Here is a 19,875-nt window from a genome sequence, read left to right as displayed (position 1 = left end):
GGGGTCACTTCAAGAGATGGTGACTTCTTTTTTTGATTATTTTTTTTGCATATAACTTTTCTACTTCTACATACAACTGTTCCAATTGAATATAAGAATGATAATGATTTGGTTGCTCTGTAATAAATGAGTAACGTTCTATAAAGTTAATTGGTTTAATCTGTAGCTCATCAACCTTATCCTTCATATTCTTTAACCCTGACACAGGTTGTCCATTTAACCAATATAAAATCGATAATAAATGGGCTGCAAAGCGAATCATTGGTTCTTTTGCTTCTATTCGCTTTCGATCCCGAAAAAGTATAGAAATATCCTCTTTCTTCACTTTCCATACATTCAAGACTGCTGGAATCGTTTTTTCGATTTTGCTCCATGGTTCATAGCACTTTTCTATATCAAATAAAAAATAAATACTTTCTAGCAATTTTTCAAAAGATAGATCCGTATCATATGTCACTTTACTTATATTGCGTTCAAAAAAAGGAGAGCATTGAAACTCATCCGGTATTTGTACAACTTGTTCCATTTTTACTTCCCCTTCATTCTCTTCTTTCCTTCACGGCACACTTCAAGTAACCGACATTCTTCACATTGCGGCCGCTGCGCTTTGCAATGATAACGTCCAAAGAAAATCATTCGGTGATGCGTAACTCCCCACTCTTCCATTGGTACTTTCTTCATTAATATTTTCTCTACCTCTAGCACAGAATCTTTCCAACGGCAAATAGCCAAGCGCTTACTTACTCGTTCTACATGTGTATCCACAGCGATAGCTGGGATACCAAATGCTACAGAAACAACTACGTTTGCAGTCTTTCTGCCGACACCTGGTAGTTTTGTTAATTCATCACGGTCTTTTGGAACCTCTCCGTTATAATCATCAAGTAACATCTGACATAATTTTTGAATATTTTTTGCTTTATTTCGGTACAATCCAATTGAACGAATATCTTGTTGTAATTCTTCTAAAGAAACATTTAAATAATCTTCAGGAGTCTTATATTTTTGGAATAAACTTTTTGTTACTTTATTTACAAGTACATCTGTACATTGGGCAGATAATGCAACTGCAATTACAAGCTCAAATGGATTGTCATGATTTAATTCACAATGTGCTTCTGGATACATATCCGCCATCGTATCTAAACAATAACGAATTTGCGTTTTGTTTAACATATATTTCCTCCTATATTACTGTTCCAACCAATTATAAAAAGGCACTTTTCCTGTATATTTTGTCTCTTGCTTTGTGACTTGCTGTGGGCGTTGTTGATTCGCTCTAAATTTGCGCCCTTGATCTTGTGCTTGATCAACCGTCTTAATTCCATTCTTTTTCCACTCAAAGAGAATACGATCAATATATCGAAAATTAAGTTTTCCACTCATTACAGATTCTCGAAGAGCTGCTTGAATTAAATTGGGGTGATGTTGATCCTGGTCTTGCCACATCGCTAACGTTTCACATTCAAAAGGCGATAACGGTCTCCCGAATTCCCGTTCAAAAATTGTATATAAATTTACTTGAAGTTGCTTTTGTTCTTGTTTTTCTTCTTCTATTGTCTCGTTCATTAAAAAGTGTAAGATTTTTTCCCAAAGCGGTTGTAATGAATAACTTTCACACATCATCGCTTCAGATTTTTGACTACCTTCTAATGCTAAAAAGCCTTTTTGAATTAACACTTGAATAATTTCCATACATTTCATTTCTGTTATTGTCATTCGTTCTGCAATCTCTGAAGGAGTTGGAAAAGAATTACCCGACTCTAGAAAGGTATGTACTTGGAGTACAACCATAAATTCCATCTCATTTAAACCTAATTTTTTATAATGCATCATAAGCAATTTTGGAATTGCGATGCTGCCTTGTTCAAACCATTTTAACATCATTTTTTTCTTCATGACCATACACCTCGCTTTCTAGTATAACACACCTGTTATGATTTCCTTTTACCACAATTCGTCAAAAAACCTCCCTATAGATAGGGAGGTCATCTTCATTTGTTCAAAGTGATTTATCCAGGAAGAATTTAAGCCTGTACTTTACTTTTCATAAACGTATGAATACGTTCTAACGCTTTCTCTAACTGTTCAAGAGATGTTGCATAGGATAAGCGAACATTGTTTGGTGCGCCGAAGCCTGTTCCTGGAACAAGAGCTACTTTCTCTTCTTCTAACAACGCTTTTGCCCACTCATCAACTGTTTCATATCCAGCTAATGCCACAGCCTCTTTTACGTTCGGGAATAAATAAAATGCACCTTGTGGTTTAATACAAGTGAAACCAGGAATTTGAATTAATTTATCATAAATAATGTTTAATCGTTCTTCAAATGCTTGACGCATCATTTCTACAGGCTCTTGCGATCCAGCATACGCAGCAATTGCGCCATATTGAGCAATTGAAGTAGGGTTTGACGTACTATGACTTGCTAAATTCGTCATCGCTTTAATAAGCTGCTTATTTCCTGCTGCATAGCCGATACGCCATCCTGTCATAGAATGCGATTTAGACACACCATTAATAATAAGTGTTTGTTCTTTTAATGCATTAGAAAGCTGGGCAATTGAAGTATATTCCACGCCACCATAAACCAATTTTTCATAAATTTCATCAGAAACAATTAAAATGTCGTGCTCTAAACATACTTCTCCAAGCTGCTGTAATTCTTCTTTGCTGTAAATCATTCCTGTTGGATTGCTTGGTGAATTAATAATAACAGCTTTCGTTTTCTCTGTAATTGCCTCACGTAGCTGCTCTGGCTTAATTTTGTACTGATTGTCTTCTAGGCCTTCTACATAAACTGGCTTACCACCCGCAAGTTTTACTTGTTCAGGATAACTTACCCAATAAGGAGTTGGGATAATAACTTCATCTCCTTCGTCAAGTAGCACTTGGAACAATGTATAAAGTGCATGCTTCGCACCATTACATACAATAATTTCAGCCCCATCATACGCTAATCCTTGATCACGAGTAAATTTCTGCGCAATTTCTTTTTTTAATGTTGCTAATCCACCAGTCGGTGTATATTTCGTATGTCCTTCTAACATCGCTTTATGTGCGGCATCCATAATATGCTCTGGTGTATTAAAGTCAGGTTCCCCTGCTCCTAATCCAATCACATCATGTCCTTCAGCTTTTAATGCTTGTGCCTTTGCTGTAATTTCTAAAGTTGAAGACGGTGTTAAGACAGCTACTCGCTTTGCTAATTTCATTTGTGGTTCCCCCTACATCTATTTTTCAATGCTATATCGCTTCAAAAACTTACCATCTTGAAATGCAAGATAGTAGTAAGTATAACGATTTTCATCATCAATATATGTAACTTCCCATAATGGTACATTGTTTTCAGCGCCTAATTTTACTTTCAGGAATTGTTTTGGTTTTTGCTCTTTAGTAACAATTTGCAAAGCATCTTTTTCAGAAATACCTTCGCTCTGTTTCTTTACTAAAACATCTCCTTTTTTCTCAGGTACCCAAACAATGATTTTTTCCCCTTTTTCATCTACACCCTGTACGACTGTATATGAAGATTTTCCGTTATAATATTCAACGTTTTTTACCTTTGTAAGCTTTGCTTTTTCTTTTGCAATTTCTACAACTTTTGACTTTTTCGGAATTTTCTTTTCCATTGTCGCATTATAAACATGCACCCCATACAATCCAATGGCAACGATAACGATAATGATGGCAAAGATCCACTTTTTCATTGTATCACTACGTTCTATATATCGTAAATACAGCTGTTTCTTTTTCTTTTTCGTCTAATGCCAACCCGAACATGAGGTCCTGTTCTTTTAAAGTGCGATTCAAACTATCAACAATTTTATATAAATCAGACGAATATTTAATACGCGTCGTTGATAGCACTTCGATTTTCTTCTCCATGAAAACTCCTCCGTTACACAAAAATTTCTAATTATAGAAGAACGCAATGCGGTTACAATAAGAGTACATTCTTTACAACCCCTGCTTCATCACCCATCTATTATAGCAGGACATGTTCAGCAAAAAAAGGGTTCAAACCCAAAACTGAAACATTTGTATACAAGAAGTAAGAAAAAATAAATTTCCTCCTACCCACATTTCATGCCTGAAGTACATCGTACTTCAGGCATATTTTTTCTTAGTCGCTTTCCCCCATGCTACTGATTACAATTCACTCTATCTAAAAACAATAAAGTAAAACTTTAATCAGTGGGGGTTTCTTCATCCCCCACTGATTATTAGCCCTCACTAATCGGGATTTCACGGGCAATTCGGGATAAAAGGGAAAGTATCTTCATCAAAAACAATTGGTAAAAAACACATTACCCGTAAAGAATGTAAACTCCCATTACATAACACTTCAATTTATTCTTCTAATCGATCCAGTAATTCTTCTAGCGTTCCTTCATAAAGAGGAACTTTTGGAATAGATTGCATAAATCTTTTTCCATAAAAAGAATTGGTCAAACGACGATCTAACACAAACACAGTCCCAGTATCCGTCATTGTGCGAATTAACCGGCCAAATCCCTGCTTAAAGCGAAGAATCGCTTGTGGAAGTGCTAGCTGGGTAAATACATCTTCTCCCTTATTTTTTATCCATTCACTTTTTGCTTCCATCATTGGCTGATTTGGCGGTGTAAACGGCAGCCGAACAATAACAAGACAGCTTAATGCATCTCCAGGAATATCAATGCCCTCCCAAAAACTACTTGTGCCTAACAAAATCGACTTATCAAACTCTTGAAATTTCCGAACTAAGCGACTCCGACTACGATTATGAACACTTTGCGTTAATAATACAAAATCATCTAATTCTTCCGCTTGCTTTAAATTTGTATATGTTTCCTTCATCATTTCATATGATGTAAATAAAATAAGCATTCTCCCATTTGTTGCTTTAGCAATCTTTGTAATATGATGTGATATTTCTCTTATATACACATCCTCACTTACTTGCTTAATAAGGGGAACATCTGTCGGAACCATTAACTTTACTTGTTTCTCATAATGAAACGGCGATGGAACTGTTAATGTGTCTGGTGCAAAGTCATGTAAGCCAAGTTGCTCCTGCATATAATCAAATGTATGATTGACAGTTAATGTAGCCGAAGTAAAAATAACGCTTCGCTTTTTTGCTAAAAACTCATCCGCAAACCTTTCTCCTATATGGACAGGTTGTGCATATAGCACAGTGGAATGGATTGTACCTTTCGTTTCTGTTTCCATCCATGTCACATATGCTGTTTTTTCTAATATAAGCAACTGCAATGAGTCGACCATTTTGCGCAATAATTCAATTAGATGCAAAAATTCACCTGTAACAACATGCATCTCCGATTCGATTTTACTTTGTAATAAGTCCCCCTGTTGCTCTAACGCAGTAAGTATTTTTCTCAATTCGTATACAAAGCGATTTGTTAACTCGGCTATACTTCTCCATAGCTTTCCATCCTCTTGATCCGCCTTATATCGATAGATAAGCGGCATATTATTTGCCCCTTGTTCTTGCTTTGTTTGTTGGAATATAAATGTACGTAACATTTGAAATAATTCATCGGCATCAAATTTAATTTCCTTCAGCCTATGACTCACCATCCGAAAAGTTGAGCGTGACGAATGGTGAGATTTTTTCATTATTTCATACACCTTTGATAGCACATCATCCGTTTCTAACGTACCAAATCGCGATAAAATCAATTGGAAATACATACACGAAAATTGCTCTCCAAGTGTCCTAGTTGCTGTTTCTTCGATATGATGAGCCTCGTCAAAAATAACATATTCACAAGATGCCAAAAGTGGATCTTCACTAATAAAATCTTGAAATAGTAACACATGATTTGTAATAACAATATCTGCAAATAACGCTTTATTTTTTGCTCGTTGATAAAAGCAGCGACTAAACCAGTTACTTTGCATAGCGCCTGGGCTATACGTATCACTACAAATACGATCCCACAGTAACTTACCGCCTTCTGGAATATTCAGCTCGTCACGATCACCAGTCTCCGTTTGCAGTAACCATATTAAAATTTTTGCTTTCGTAAGCGCAGCATCATAATTCTTCTCTTCTTCTTGCAATGCGTATTCAAATTTATGTAAGCAAAGGTAGTGTTTTCTTCCTTTTAAGAGGGAAACTTCGAATGGAAATGGTAATATACTTTGCAATAAAGGAATTTCGTTTTCAATCATTTGTTGTTGCAGCTGCACGGTTTGCGTACTAATCACAACCGTCTCTTCTTTTTTCTTTGCAAAATAAATACTTGGAAGCAAATAGGCCAGCGTCTTTCCTGTACCTGTTCCTGCTTCAATTAATGAAAAACGTGAATCTCTTAACGCTGTATATATTTCCTTCATCATTTGCTGCTGACTGTCTCTTTTTTCAAAAGTTGGCATCTTCAGCTCAAGTTGCTCCATTGACTTATGTAAAAAAGCATCAAATTTAGATGTACTATCATCACCAATTGCTAATGAATAATTTCGTTTTCGAAGCGCAATATTTCGATATACTTCATATTCCTTTTCCTCTGCTGTACCAAGCATCACTTTATTTAAAATATTTTCTGAAATGATATTCGCTATATCACTTTGGAATACATCGCTTAGCTCATATAAAGATTGTAATGTGACAAGTGGTAGTTTTTCTAATTGATTTAGAAATTGTAAAAATAATTCTGCTGTCACAAGAGCATCGCTATCCGCACGATGCGGTTGATCATGTTCCAATTCATGTTTTTTTGCTAAATCACGTAATTTATAGCTATCAGCTGTCGGCAATAAAATTTGTGCCAATTCAACCGTATCAATTTTTGGGCAGTTTACTTCTCCATATCCAGCCTGTTTTAATTCTTCTTTCAAAAAATTCCAATCAAAGTGAACGTTATGTGCAACAAAATAAGCACCATGTAATAGTTCGGCTACCATCGGCGCTACATCGCAAAATAGCGGGGCTTGTTTCACGAGATCTTCATCAATCCCTGTTAATTCTGTAATAAATGGGGGAATCTCTCTCTTCGGGTTAACAAAAGACGAAAAAATTTCCAATATCTCTCCATCTTCTACTACAACAGCTGCAATTTGTGTAATTCTGTCCTTCCCATCTTTCCAGGAGTTCCCTGTCGTCTCTAAATCGACAACGACATAACGCTTACTCATATGTAACACCTCAATTTCTTACCCTTTCAAACAACAAAAATTCATATATTGTTACTATACCACGTTTTATATCATCTTAATGAAAAGATGTGCAAAAAATAAAAGAGCCTGGTGTTGGAAAAAGGCCCTTTCTATTCATTCAAGTATATAATTGCAAAGGACTCTTTAATTTGTTCCTGTAATCGGTAAAACGCATGTATCTAGTTGTTTATACTATCAATCAGTTTATTTACACTGTTAATTTGTTCACTAGAACCCTGTCATTTACCTATATTTCGTTGATTGATTTACCTAACAACTTCTCGATAATATCTACATTCTATTGATTCATTCTGCAGGTTGGACAAGCTTCCTTCTTCGGGGTTTTACGTGCTATTATTCCCCATTATCTATTTGCCGCGCCTCTCTGAACCTTGAGATATATGCTTTACTGTTCGTGATAGTAAGCTAAAATGAAAAGCTATCCCATATGAGATAGCTTTTCATTTTATAAAATCGTACCGGCTTTTTCAGCACCTAACATTTCAATAATTTGATTGTTATCATCTAACACCGCAATTTTTGGTACTTGTTTATATACTTCTTCTCCCGCTACGAGACCGTAACAAATAATAATAACTTTGTCTCCAGGTTGGACAAGCCTTGCAGCTGCACCATTTAAACAAACAACACCACTGCCACGTTCCCCTTTGATTACATACGTCTCTAAGCGAGCTCCATTATTATTATTTACAATTTGTACTTTTTCATTTTCTACAATCTCCACTGCGTCCATTAAATCTTCATCAATTGTAATACTACCTACATAATTTAAATTTGCTTCTGTTACAGTCGCGCGGTGTAACTTTGCTCTCATCATTGTGCGAAACATAGATGACTCCCCCTTATTTAACCGTTAATATAATATTGTCAATTAAACGTGCATGATCAAATTTCACTGCAATTGCAAGAATAATACGTCCCTCAATTGTTTCAATTTCTGTCAAAGTTGGATACGCATATAAATCTGCATAATCAACAACGCCCTGTGTATTTTCCTCAATATATTCTTTCACAAGACTTGTAATCATTTGCGGATCCCGCTCTCCAGCTTCAATTTGTTCCTTCGCTATACATAAGCTACGATATAAATGAGGAGCCTCTGCGCGTTCTCTTTCTGATAAATACACATTTCGAGAGCTTCGTGCTAATCCATCCTCTTCTCTTACAATGTCAACAGGCACTATTGTAACCGGAATATTAAAGTCATTTATAAATCCTTCAATAACGGCAACTTGCTGTGCATCTTTCATACCAAAGTAGGCATGAGTTGGCATTGTAATATTAAATAACTTCATCAAAACAGTCGCAACACCAGCAAAATGAACGGGTCGTTGTTTGCCGCATAATACGTCTGTACGCTTGACGACCTCAACTTTTGTTGTCTGTTCTGCCGGATACATTTCTTCTACACTCGGATAAAATAAGTAGTCAACACCGGCCTCTTTTGCCACTCTTTCATCTCTATCAATATCCCTTGGGTAACGATCTAAATCTTCATTTGGTCCAAACTGTAATGGATTTACAAATACACTTAAAATAACAACTTCATTTTCTTTTCTCGCTTGGCGCAATAAAGTTGCATGCCCTTCATGTAAATACCCCATTGTTGGAACAAAGCCAATTTCTTTCCCACTTGCGCGGATTTCGCTCGCAATTTGTTGCATGTCTTGTACTGTTGTTATAATTTTCATCACTGTTTTCCCCCGTATAATGCTACATACTCTTCCTCTTTCATTGTGAATGAATGTTGCTCTCCCGGAAATCGTCCTGTTTTTACTTCAGTAACATATTGCGCGATTCCACGCACAATTTCTTCTTGAACCGAGGTATATTGCTTCACAAATTTTGGAACCCTGCTTACTCCATACGAGATTAAATCATGATAAACAAGTACTTGACCATCCACATCTTTTCCTGCACCAATTCCAATTGTAGGAACTGTTAGCTCATCTGATACTATTTTTGCTAACTGCATTGGTACACATTCTAGTACAATTGCTATCGCTCCAGCTTCTTCACACTTCTTCGCATCTTCCAATAATTTCTTTGCACTTTCAGCATCTTTTCCTTGCACTTTATACCCACCTAGTACCCCAACAGATTGAGGTGTCAAACCAAGATGTGCTACAACAGGAATTCCTGCATTCGTTAAATAGTGAATAATAGATACCACTTCACCTGCGCCTTCCACTTTCACTGCATGTGCTCCACTTTCTTGTACAATACGGCGCGCATTATGCATCGTCTCTGACAATGATACATGATAAGACATAAACGGCATATCTGTTACAACAAAAGTCTCCTTTGCACCGCGGCGAACTGCTTTCGTATGATGTATCATATCCTCTACTGTTACAGGAACTGTGGAATCATATCCAAGGACAACCATTCCGAGAGAATCTCCAACTAAAATCATATCGACTTCAGCTTCTTCCGCTAACTTAGCAGATGGATAATCATACGCTGTAAGCATCGTAATCGGCTCACCTTTCTCTTTCATTTTCAAAAAATCTGTTTTCGTTTTCAAAAATTACTCCTCCTTTATTCAGGAGAGAGGAGATGGCCGAAATCATATAAAAAACCCCTCTGGCCATAAAAGGGCAGAAGGGTTGTGTTAGTCGGCAAAATTCATCCCTCTGTCCCAGTCCGTTGTTGGATCAAGGCAGAATCCAAATTATTTTTCTTCATTGCTTAAAATAATGGTGCAGTTCATCCAGATACTGCCCATATTCGAACTCATTATAGCAAATTAAGAAATGAAATTGCTACATTTTTTTGAAAAAATAATTTTCTACCCTAATACAGTATGTGAAATTTCAAAAATGAAAACGAATATAACATGAATAATAGCTCTATTTCAAGCATCATCCACTGTACAAATAAAAAGAAGCTCCCAAGTAGGAACTTCTCTTTATTTAATTTCTATATCCGCAGAATGAATATGATGAATCTCACCTTTACGGTCTTCTAACATAAGTACACCCTCTGCTGTAATTCCTTTTGCTATACCTGTAATCGTGTCTTTCATCGTTCGAGCTGTAATTTCTTTCCCAATACTTATCGCATAACTTTCCCATAGAAGTTTAACAACTGAAAAGCCATTCTTTACATATTCTTGATACAACTTTTCCATTTGTAAAAAGATCTGTTGCATAAGTTCCGCTCGAACAATTGGTTTTCCTGATTCAATTGCTAAAGATGTTGCAATCTGCTGTATCTCCTCAGCAAAATGTTCTTGCTTCTGATTTGCATTAATTCCAATCCCCATAATCACAGCATTAATTTTATCAGGGTCAGCTTGCATCTCTGTTAAAATGCCGACAGCCTTTTTCCCTTCAATTAAAATATCATTGGGCCATTTAATCCCGACATTCACACCTGTACATTTCTCAATTGCTTGCGCTACACTGACAGCCGCTAATAATGTAAGTTGAGGGGCATGGTGAACAGGAATAGCTGGACGTAAAATAATACTCATCCAAATTCCAGTGCCTTTTGGTGAATGCCATTTTCTACTTAAACGACCGCGACCTGCTGTTTGTTCTTCCGCAACTACAATTGTTCCTTCCGCCGCCCCTTCATATGCAAGCTTGGCTGCAATATGCTGCGTAGATTCAACAGATTCCTCAAAATACACGGTTCTTCCTATAAATTCTGTTTGTAACCCTAATTGGATTTCATTTGCCGTTACTTTATCTGGCTTACTCGCAATTCGGTATCCTAAGCGGCGTACTGCTTCAAGTTCGTATCCTTCGCTCCGAAGATCTTCCATGTGTTTCCAGACAGCAGTCCTCGAACAACCGAGCTTGTCACTAATAGTTTGACCAGATACAAATTCGCCATCTGCTTCAGAAAAAACTTGTAATAATTGCTTTCTTATAGTAGATTGCATCTGTGTAGCCACTCCCTTATTTTCTCTTTCTCATTTTCTAATCGTTCTTGTAAAATTTCTTTCTCAATCTTTTGCAACACTTCTGCAACCCATGGTCCTGGTGTTTTTTCTGTCCAACCTAACAAATCATTACCGCTTACTTTCATTTCTTGACGATTATGAATGGATAGTGAATCAAATAATGACTGTACGTGATTTACAGAAGACATATCATATTTTTCTATAATGGCTTGATATACTCTTTCGGCCATTAATGCAGTATGTAAACCTGTTTTGTATAGAGAAACTGCATCCCATGAATTTGTTTTTCTAAAGCGGATTGCTAATATAACAGCAACAATATCTTTTATTTTTTTATTTGAAAATTTCCATTGACGCAAAAACACAGATGGATGTTCTTCACCGGTGCAATATAGGAAAAATGCCCATGCCTCGATATCAGTTTCAAAAGAATCCCAGTTATATTGTGCGGCTTTTAAAATTCTTTCTTCTGACATTTGTAAATATGGTAAGTGCGTAAATAGTTTCGTCTCTACTAGTTGTTGAAGCCCCTTTACACAATATATACCTGTTAACAGCTTTTCAAACTCAACTGTAATTCTTTCAATCGCTATATGTTCCAGTAAATGCCCATACTTTTCAATCGCACGCTTCGTTTGTTCCTCTAAAGAGAATCCTAAAGTACTAACAAAGCGAATACCACGCATCATACGTAGTGCATCTTCTTGAAATCGATCCGCAGCATTTCCCACTGTTGCAATTTCTTGTTTACGAATTGCATCTTGCCCTCGAAACAAATCAATGATGTCTCCCACTTCATTCATCGCAATCGCATTCATAGTAAAATCTCGTCGTTTTAAATCTTCTTTTAATGAACGAACAAACTGAACACTACTTGGTCTGCGAAAATCTTCATAATCACTCTCTGTTCGAAATGTTGTCACTTCATACGGAACGCCTTCTTGGACAACAATAACCGTACCGTGTTCAAGGCCAACCGGGACATGTCTTGGGAATAAATGCATCACTTCTTCTGGAAGAGCTGATGTTGCGATATCAATATCACCAATTGGTCTATTGATAATAAAATCACGCACACTTCCTCCAACAAAATATGCTTCATGCCCATGTTGTTTCAATGTCTCAATAATTGCTCCTGCTTGTTTAAATCGTTTCATTTTTGTCATCCCTTAGTATGTCATAATAAATCGCCTCATATTGTGAAACGATATTTTCTGAACGAAATTGCTCATATACTGCTTCCATCGCTTGCTCTGCCATATTTCGATGAAGCTCTTTATTCTTAAGCAGTTGTATCGCTTGTTTTGCTATCCCTATCGTATCACCGACTTCGCAAATATATCCTGTTTCACCATGTTTAATAACCTCTGGAATGCCCCCAACTCTTGTTCCAATGCATGGCACACCACAAGCCATTGCTTCTAGTAAAACAAGACCAAAACTTTCTTTTTCTGATAATAGTAACATTAAGTCACTCATGGCAAGAAGCTCTGCAACATTATCCTGTTTTCCTAAAAACAAAACATGTTCTTCAATATGTAAGCTTTTCACCAACTGTAAAATTGTACAAAATTCTGGTCCATCACCAACAAGTAATAATTTCGCATCCACTTCTTTTACAATTTTAGCAAATGACTGGACAACATCTTGTACACGCTTGACCTTGCGAAAATTCGAAATATGAATTAATACCTTTTCATCTTCACGTATGCCATACTCTTTTTTTAGTTGGGACATATCTCTCTTAAAATAGACACGCTCATCAATAAAATTATATACCGTCTGAATTTCTTTATTTGGTTTTACAAGCTCATTCGTTTCTCGAATTAATGAGTGTGATACAGCTGTAACAACATCAGATTGCTCAATACCAAACCGTATTAAATTATTTAGTGAAGGATCTGAACCAAGTACAGTGATATCCGTTCCATGTAACGTCGTAACGATTTTAATATCGTCTCCAATCATTTGCTTCGCTAAGTATGCACAAATTGCATGTGGTATCGCATAGTGCACATGTAAAATATCCAAGTTTTCTCTCTGTGCAACCTCTGCCATTTTACTTGCTAATGCTAAATCGTAAGGTGGATATTGAAAAACAGAATACTGATTTACCGTTACTTCATGAAAATAAATGTTTGGATATACTTTATTTAACCGGAATGGAACCCCAGAGGTAATGAAGTGAATTTCATGTCCTCGTTCAGCTAATTGCTTTCCAAGTTCCGTTCCCACAACTCCAGAACCACCTACAGAAGGATAACATGTAATACCTATTTTCAATTTCATTTACATCCCCCTATTAAATCAGCATGTAATAGAACTGGCTTCTTACTCATAAATCCTTCAGCATACATAACCCCAACTTCTTTTCCAAACATTTTCTCACGAGCGATTACTGTTTCAACATATCCTTCTGTTAATGGCGTCTTCACACCATCACTTCCCGTTGTAAACTGACTTTCATACGCTTCTAACGCTGCTAATTTTTCTGAAAGCTGTTCACTAATATCTATACAGAAATTCGGTTTATGAAAACCATTAATCATATAATAATAAAAAGATTGCGTGCGGTGTGGCGGAAATTCCGGCATATATTTACGAACACCCGCTGAAAATATCGCTTCTTCTACAAGTTTTGCACAATTCGCATGATCTGGGTGACGATCCTCATAATAGGGTGCAAAAATTAGCGCCGGCTTATATGTACGAATAATCTTTACGATCTCACGAATATATTCTTCCTTCATATACAAACCACGGTCCGGCATCGCTAAATTAATTCGCTTTTCAACTCCCATAATGCGAGCAGCTTCCTGCGCTTCTTCTTTTCTTAATTCTACCGTTCCATTTGAAGATAGATCAGCTTCTGTTAAATCACAGATGCCAACTTTATATCCTTGTTTCGTATATTTGGCAATGGTGCCTGCCATGCCGATTTCAACATCATCGGCATGGGCACCAAACGCTAATATATGTAATCCACTCATAGTTGTTCCCCTCATTTTCTTAACTTTCGGTAGTCTAAATCTCCCCGATTTAATGCATGCATTAACATTTCTGCACTTGCCATGTTCGTTGCGAGCGGAATCGCATACACATCACATAAACGAAGCAATGCATTTACATCTGGCTCATGTGGTTGTGCCGTTAGCGGATCCCGGAAAAAAATTACCATGTCTAAAGCATTTTTGGCAATCATTGCACCAATCTCTTGGTCACCGCCAAGAGGACCAGATTGATATCTTGTAACTGCTAAACCAGTCGCTTCCATAATACGAAGACCTGTTGTTCCTGTTGCGAAAAGTTCATGTTGTTCAAAAATTGGTTTATATGCGTATGCAAACGAAACCATATCATCTTTCTTTTTGTCATGTGCAATTAAGGCAATTTTCATCCGTTGTCTCTCCCCTTAGTCAATGATATTCTCTAAACCGTATACAAGATGATCAAGGTTCATTACTGTCTCAATAGATAATTTTACTCCAGACATAAATGACGCTCGGTTAAACGAGTCATGACGAACTGTTAGCATCTGTCCATCTCCACCGAACAATACTTCTTGATGTGCAATAAGCCCTGGTAAACGCACACTATGAATATGAATACCATCCACATTCGCACCACGTGCTCCTTTTAATTGTTCTGTTTCATTTGGATGACCTTGTTGTTTTGGTTCACGGCTTTGACGAATTAAATCTACCGTTTTGACAGCTGTACCTGATGGTGCATCTAATTTTTGATCGTGATGTAATTCAATCACTTCAACATCTTGGAAATATTTTGCTGCCATTTGAGAAAACTTCATCATAAGTACTGCACCGATTGCAAAGTTTGGAGCAATAATGGTACCAACTTGTTTTTCTTTTGCAGTGTTTGTTAAATGCTGAAGTTCTTCTTCTGTAAACCCTGTCGTACCGATAACAGAACGAAGACCACGTTCAACAGCAAGTGTAACGTGTTTTTTTCCTACTTCTGGCGTTGTTAAATCTAGTAATACATCTGCTTCTACTTCATTTAAACAAGTATGTAAATCCGCATAGATTGGTGCATCTAATGCAGGCATTCCAGCAAGATTGGAAATTTTTTCACCACCGTGCTTATAATCAACTGCTGCTACTAATTGAAAATGTGGTGTTCTTTCCATAAGAAGGACTGCCTCCTGCCCCATACGTCCTCTTGGCCCTGCAATAATTACTTTAATATTTTCCATTATTCTTTCTCTCCCTCGTCAATACGTGTCCAGCGATCTTTATCACGTGTATTAAATTTATTCATCACAGTGTTATGTGCTGTTTCTAAATCAATATGTAAGCTATTTGCCATACAGATCATAACAAATAATACATCTCCAAGCTCTTCTTCAATTGTTCTCTCTTTTTCAGTTATTTTCTTTGGTTTCTCACCATAATAATGATTCACTTCTCTTGCAAGTTCACCCATCTCTTCTGTCAAACGAGCCATCATTGCAAGTGGACTAAAATACCCTTCTTTAAATTGACTAATATATGCATCTACTTCTTGCTGCATATCTTTCATCGTTTTTTGTTCCATGTTGTTCACCTCTAATCCTTCCTCTTTCATGTTAGCCAATTCATCGCGATTTGACAAATATTATTCCACTTCTATCCCTATTTGCCACGTTTTTTTGGATAGACTATAATAAAGTGAAACTTTCTTTTGCAAACGTTCTTCTTGCAAAAGATTAGTTGAACCAATCGGGCTCTTACGGATGGTCCGCCCTTTCTTCTTGGCTTTTTCTTCTACCAACCGTTTGAGCAGGGTAAAGTGAAACTTCTTTTCAAACTGCTCTTCCTTATAAAAGATTACCTATCAACATTTACAATCATACAAGTGACTTACTATTCTTATTTTGTTTCTTTGTCATGAGTTATTTCAATAGAACGAAGGAACGATTACATATTAGGGGGCTTGCTACATGAAAACCAACTTAAAAATTCAAAACATTATATTTATTTTGCTCGGTTCGGCTATCTTCTCTTTTGGTATCGTTAATATTAATATTGAAAACCACTTAGCAGAAGGTGGATTTACAGGCATTACGCTATTATTATATTTTCTATTTTCACTCGACCCCTCTTATACAAACTTAATCTTAAACATCCCTCTCTTTTTCGTCGGTTGGAAATTACTTGGTCGAACAACTTTCCTGTACACATTAATTGGAACATTTAGCGTCTCCTTATTTCTATGGATTTTCCAGCGTTACGAATCACTAAACCTACATTTAAACTTACAAAACGATATGACATTAGCAGCATTGTTCGCCGGAGCATTTATCGGGATTGGACTCGGAATTATATTCAAATATGGAGGAACAACTGGCGGTGTCGATATTATCGCCCGATTAGCACATAAGTATATAGGCTGGAGTATGGGAAAAACAATGTTTATGTTTGATGCTGTTGTCATCGTCGTTTCAATTCTTACATACTTATCGTATCGCGAAGGCATGTATACGTTAGTTGCTGTCTTTATTGGTGCCAAAGTTATTGACTTCATGCAAGAAGGCGCGTATGCAGCGAAAGGAGCCACCATTATTTCTGACAAAAATGACGAAATTGCTGCCAAAATTTTATCCGAGATGGAGCGCGGTGCAACTTTCTTGAAAGCAGTTGGTTCCTATACAAAGATTGAACGAAATGTACTCTACTGTGTTGTAGCAAAAAATGAAATCGTAAAATTAAAAAATATTATTACTTCTGTAGATCCCCATGCATTTGTTGCAGTGAGTGACGTACATGATGTTGTCGGCGAAGGGTTTACATTAGATGAGAATAAAAACCCTTTACACAATTAAACAGGTAACCTTTCTAAACATATAAATAGGAAAGCTATCGAATCCGATAGCTTTTTGCTTTTTAAATCACTATAAAAACTTTTATTATATGTACTTTCTCAACTTTTCTAGATCCTCATAAATCAAATCCAACAAGCTCCTATTATAAAAAATAGAGGCTGGATGAAATGTTGGAAAAATATTATACACTTTCTCAGTCCATATAAAATCTGTAGTTTGATTATTTTTCAACCTTTGTATTGGCTGCTGTAATAATTGTCCATGAACATCAGTAATCTTTTTATTTAATCCCACTAAACGCTTTAATGCAATATTGCCAAGTGCTACAATAACCGGTGCTTGCACATGCTTCATCTCATAATCTAACAAAGGAGCATGCGCAAGTATTTCTCTCTGATTTGGAGTGCGATTGTATTTCTTCTGAACTATTTGTCCACTCCGCTCTCTTTTCTCTCTCCATTTATAAGGCCTACTACGCACAGCACTCGTAATATATACTTCCTCTCTTGTAAGACCGATCCGTTCTAAAAAAACCATTAGCTCCTTACCTGCTCTCCCGCTAAACGGTATTCCGTTATGAATTTCAGTTTCTCCAGGAGCTTCTCCAACAAGCATTAGTTTCGGTTTTTTGGGACCTTGCCCACATAAAAAACCTTCTAATGCATAGTTAGCACTGCGCTCTTTCACCTGCTCCACTAATGAATCTGGATATTGCATTTTCATCACCTTCATTCACTCAAAATCAACTTATCAATGTTTTTTATTATAACTTTCTCTTTAAAATTCATTACGCTATTTTTCATCAATTTACAATAATAAACAAAAACAAAAAAGAAAATTGCGATATTCCTATATTATGTGTATAATATTCCATGGTAATAAATACAAAATTTGTAAAGGGTGAACACAATTGGGGAAACAGAAAGTGTTATGGGCATCAGTCGTTTCTGCATCATTACTATTAGCTGCATGTGGTAATGAAGAAAAGACTACTGGTACACAAGAGAAAGAAAAACCGAAGACAGAACAAACAACTAAAGGGGAAAAAAACGAGGAGAAAAATAGTTCCTCGGATAGTAAAGCATCTGAAAGTAAAACTTCAGAGACCAAAAATTCCGAAAGTAAAGGCAGTGTATTAAACACCTATATCGGAAAGGAATCACAGGGGACTGTAAACGTTGTATATACGAATAAAACTCCAAAAATTACTCATGATATGGCGAAATTCAAACTCTCTATCGATGAGTATCAAATTGTTCATGTGAAAGATATGCATAGGGATGCTACAATCCCATTTAAAGATCAAACTGAAGGCTATGTCATTACAGCAAAAGTAACCTTAGACAATCAAAGTGGAAAAGACGCGTATTTTAACACTGGCAACATAATGCTTCAATCAAAGGATGCATATAACTTTAAATCCGCAACTCCTACTTTGGTTGAAAAAAGTGAGCAATTGAAAAGCAAAGAAGTATCAAAATTTGAAGCTGGAACAAAAGTTACTGGATTAGTAACTTTCCTATATACAGTAGATGAATTTAAAGAATTAACAAGCACTTCTCCAAAGTTAAAAATTCAACCGGCTGCATTTAGCAAAGACTTTAAAGAACGTGCCGGTCAAGAAAATGTATTTGAATTCCCAGTCAGCAACGAAGCTGAAGCAAAAGCGGAGAATAATGATAAATTTTATAAAGACCGCCTTGTAATCGACAACATGGCTGACAGAAAAATGATTTTTAACAAAGAAGGTATTAATAAAACAGAAAAAGTGGGCGATGTAAACGTCACACTTGAAGGTGTTCAATATACAGAACTTACACCAACAGACTCTTATAAAGAAGCATTCAAAAACTTTGGTGACAGTGGTGTTGTGGCATTAGCCGTTAAATTCAAGTTAGATAATACATCTAGTCAATCTACAAGTGCTACTGGCGCAAGGACAAAACTACATATCGATGATAATCGCGGGATTCTTCTGCCAGAATTACATGTAGAACCAAAAGAACCAAATGAAATTAAACCTGGTGAAAAAGGTGAAAAGATTTCCGTATTCTTATTCCGTAAAGATGAATTTAATCTCTACAAAAAATTCACATTAGAATTCGGTCCAACAGTTGATATGAATGCACAAGATACTGCAAAAGGTCAAACAGTTAAGTTTGAATTACCAAGATAACCCAGAAACTCAAACATAATAAAACCCGTACTCTTTTAGAGTACGGGTTCTTTCTTTCATAAAAAAGACTATCGAAATCGATAGTCTTTAATCATCACTACGTTGCATACCTGTATACATCAGTACTAGACGAAGTAATTCAAATACCGCTACAGCTGCAGCTGCCACGTATGTTAACGCTGCTGCGTTCAATACTTTACGAGCTTGCCCATATTCATCTGTTGATACAATTCCAAGTGCTTCAATTTGCTGCATCGCACGTTTTGAAGCATCAAACTCAACCGGTAATGTTACAAGTTGGAAAACTACACCTGCTGCCATTAAAACAATTCCTAATAACAACAATTTTGACATCGTTGCAAATATACCAATCATAATAAACACCCATGAGATATTCGATCCGAAGTTTGCAACAGGAACTAGAGAATGGCGAAAACGCATAAATTTATAATCTTTCGCATCTTGAATCGCATGCCCTACTTCATGGGCTGCTACAGCTGTTCCAGCAACTGAATGACCATAATAGTTGTCAGTTGACAAGCGAACCGTTTTAGCTGTTGGATCATAATGATCTGATAAATGTCCTGGCGTTTCTTCTACAGCTACGTTATATAAACCATTTTCATCTAAAATTTTTCGAGCTACTTCCGCTCCTGTCATACCCGATGTTGAATACACTTGCGAATACTTACTATAAGCACTGCGTACTTTTGATTGTGCATACAACGGTATGATCATAATGATCGCGAAATAAACCAAGTAAAAACCCATCATGAA

Annotated in this window: 21 protein-coding genes; 2 read left to right on the top strand and 19 right to left on the bottom strand. The window is 36.5% G+C overall.

Annotated elements, in window-relative coordinates:
* Positions 1–4: 4 nt before the first annotated feature.
* The 17 genes from LOK41_RS13235 to LOK41_RS13155 all read right to left on the bottom strand — a co-directional run bounded on the left by LOK41_RS13235 (position 5) and on the right by LOK41_RS13155 (position 15,655).
* The gene (locus LOK41_RS13235; RefSeq protein WP_241816912.1) at positions 5–526 is read right to left on the bottom strand and encodes a YpoC family protein; all 522 of its coding nucleotides are present in this window, start codon (positions 524–526) and stop codon (positions 5–7) included.
* A gap of 2 nt (positions 527–528) precedes the next feature.
* On the bottom strand, positions 529–1,176 hold the full coding sequence (gene nth, locus LOK41_RS13230; RefSeq protein ID WP_241816911.1) for an endonuclease III: 648 nt from the start codon (positions 1,174–1,176) through the stop codon (positions 529–531).
* Positions 1,177–1,191: 15 nt separating this feature from the next.
* Positions 1,192–1,899, bottom strand: coding sequence for a DNA replication protein DnaD (gene dnaD, locus LOK41_RS13225; protein WP_241816910.1), 708 nt, complete (start codon positions 1,897–1,899; stop codon positions 1,192–1,194).
* A gap of 128 nt (positions 1,900–2,027) precedes the next feature.
* Entirely contained in the window at positions 2,028–3,215 is a 1,188-nt protein-coding gene (gene aspB, locus LOK41_RS13220; protein ID WP_241816909.1) for an aspartate transaminase AspB, read from the bottom strand.
* 18 nt (positions 3,216–3,233) lie between these two features.
* Complete coding sequence (locus LOK41_RS13215) at positions 3,234–3,710, bottom strand: cell wall elongation regulator TseB-like domain-containing protein (protein ID WP_241816908.1); 477 nt, start codon at positions 3,708–3,710, stop codon at positions 3,234–3,236.
* A 7-nt stretch (positions 3,711–3,717) separates the two neighbouring features.
* Positions 3,718–3,888, bottom strand: coding sequence for a YpmA family protein (locus tag LOK41_RS13210; RefSeq protein WP_174099651.1), 171 nt, complete (start codon positions 3,886–3,888; stop codon positions 3,718–3,720).
* A 465-nt stretch (positions 3,889–4,353) separates the two neighbouring features.
* A complete protein-coding gene (dinG, locus tag LOK41_RS13205) occupies positions 4,354–7,146 on the bottom strand; it encodes an ATP-dependent DNA helicase DinG (RefSeq protein ID WP_241816907.1) in 2,793 nt (930 codons plus the stop codon).
* Between the two features lie 487 nt (positions 7,147–7,633).
* On the bottom strand, positions 7,634–8,017 hold the full coding sequence (panD, locus tag LOK41_RS13200) for an aspartate 1-decarboxylase (protein ID WP_000490174.1): 384 nt from the start codon (positions 8,015–8,017) through the stop codon (positions 7,634–7,636).
* A gap of 13 nt (positions 8,018–8,030) precedes the next feature.
* The gene (panC, locus tag LOK41_RS13195; protein ID WP_241816906.1) at positions 8,031–8,879 is read right to left on the bottom strand and encodes a pantoate--beta-alanine ligase; all 849 of its coding nucleotides are present in this window, start codon (positions 8,877–8,879) and stop codon (positions 8,031–8,033) included.
* Positions 8,879–9,715 (bottom strand): 3-methyl-2-oxobutanoate hydroxymethyltransferase, encoded by an 837-nt coding sequence (panB, locus tag LOK41_RS13190; protein WP_241816905.1) that lies wholly within the window; start codon positions 9,713–9,715, stop codon positions 8,879–8,881. The genes panC and panB overlap by 1 nt, the downstream gene beginning before the upstream one ends.
* Positions 9,716–10,099: 384 nt before the next feature.
* Positions 10,100–11,080: a biotin--[acetyl-CoA-carboxylase] ligase gene (locus tag LOK41_RS13185; protein WP_241816904.1), complete on the bottom strand. Its 981-nt coding sequence runs from the start codon at positions 11,078–11,080 to the stop codon at positions 10,100–10,102.
* Entirely contained in the window at positions 11,065–12,258 is a 1,194-nt protein-coding gene (locus LOK41_RS13180; protein ID WP_241816903.1) for a CCA tRNA nucleotidyltransferase, read from the bottom strand. Before LOK41_RS13180 ends, LOK41_RS13185 begins: the two co-directional genes overlap by 16 nt.
* Entirely contained in the window at positions 12,245–13,390 is a 1,146-nt protein-coding gene (gene bshA / locus LOK41_RS13175; protein WP_241816902.1) for an N-acetyl-alpha-D-glucosaminyl L-malate synthase BshA, read from the bottom strand. Before bshA ends, LOK41_RS13180 begins: the two co-directional genes overlap by 14 nt.
* Entirely contained in the window at positions 13,387–14,091 is a 705-nt protein-coding gene (bshB1, locus tag LOK41_RS13170; protein WP_241816901.1) for a bacillithiol biosynthesis deacetylase BshB1, read from the bottom strand. The genes bshA and bshB1 overlap by 4 nt, the downstream gene beginning before the upstream one ends.
* An 11-nt stretch (positions 14,092–14,102) precedes the next feature.
* The gene (gene mgsA, locus LOK41_RS13165; RefSeq protein ID WP_241816900.1) at positions 14,103–14,498 is read right to left on the bottom strand and encodes a methylglyoxal synthase; all 396 of its coding nucleotides are present in this window, start codon (positions 14,496–14,498) and stop codon (positions 14,103–14,105) included.
* Positions 14,499–14,513: 15 nt separating this feature from the next.
* Positions 14,514–15,314, bottom strand: a complete 801-nt coding sequence (gene dapB / locus LOK41_RS13160) for a 4-hydroxy-tetrahydrodipicolinate reductase (RefSeq protein WP_174099643.1) — start codon at positions 15,312–15,314, stop codon at positions 14,514–14,516.
* Positions 15,314–15,655: a nucleotide pyrophosphohydrolase gene (locus tag LOK41_RS13155; RefSeq protein WP_174099689.1), complete on the bottom strand. Its 342-nt coding sequence runs from the start codon at positions 15,653–15,655 to the stop codon at positions 15,314–15,316. Before LOK41_RS13155 ends, dapB begins: the two co-directional genes overlap by 1 nt.
* Positions 15,656–16,040: 385 nt before the next feature.
* Here LOK41_RS13155 and LOK41_RS13150 point away from each other — a divergent pair, with 385 nt between their 5' ends.
* Complete coding sequence (locus LOK41_RS13150; protein WP_174099642.1) at positions 16,041–16,922, top strand: YitT family protein; 882 nt, start codon at positions 16,041–16,043, stop codon at positions 16,920–16,922.
* Positions 16,923–17,006: 84 nt separating this feature from the next.
* On the opposite strand, the gene LOK41_RS13145 is transcribed toward LOK41_RS13150, so the two are convergent.
* Positions 17,007–17,639, bottom strand: a complete 633-nt coding sequence (locus LOK41_RS13145) for a uracil-DNA glycosylase (protein ID WP_277818616.1) — start codon at positions 17,637–17,639, stop codon at positions 17,007–17,009.
* A gap of 193 nt (positions 17,640–17,832) precedes the next feature.
* Between LOK41_RS13145 and LOK41_RS13140 the strand changes: the two genes are divergently transcribed.
* Positions 17,833–19,098: a DUF5068 domain-containing protein gene (locus LOK41_RS13140; protein ID WP_241816899.1), complete on the top strand. Its 1,266-nt coding sequence runs from the start codon at positions 17,833–17,835 to the stop codon at positions 19,096–19,098.
* Between the two features lie 87 nt (positions 19,099–19,185).
* Here the strand turns inward: LOK41_RS13140 and LOK41_RS13135 are convergent, their stop codons facing one another.
* Positions 19,186–19,869: a zinc metallopeptidase gene (locus LOK41_RS13135; RefSeq protein WP_241816898.1), complete on the bottom strand. Its 684-nt coding sequence runs from the start codon at positions 19,867–19,869 to the stop codon at positions 19,186–19,188.
* Positions 19,870–19,875: the final 6 nt, after the last annotated feature.

The organism is Bacillus sp. TL12 (assembly GCF_022625245.1).
Lineage (GTDB): Bacteria > Bacillota > Bacilli > Bacillales > Bacillaceae_G > Bacillus_A.
This window is presented reverse-complemented; position numbering and strand designations above follow the sequence as displayed.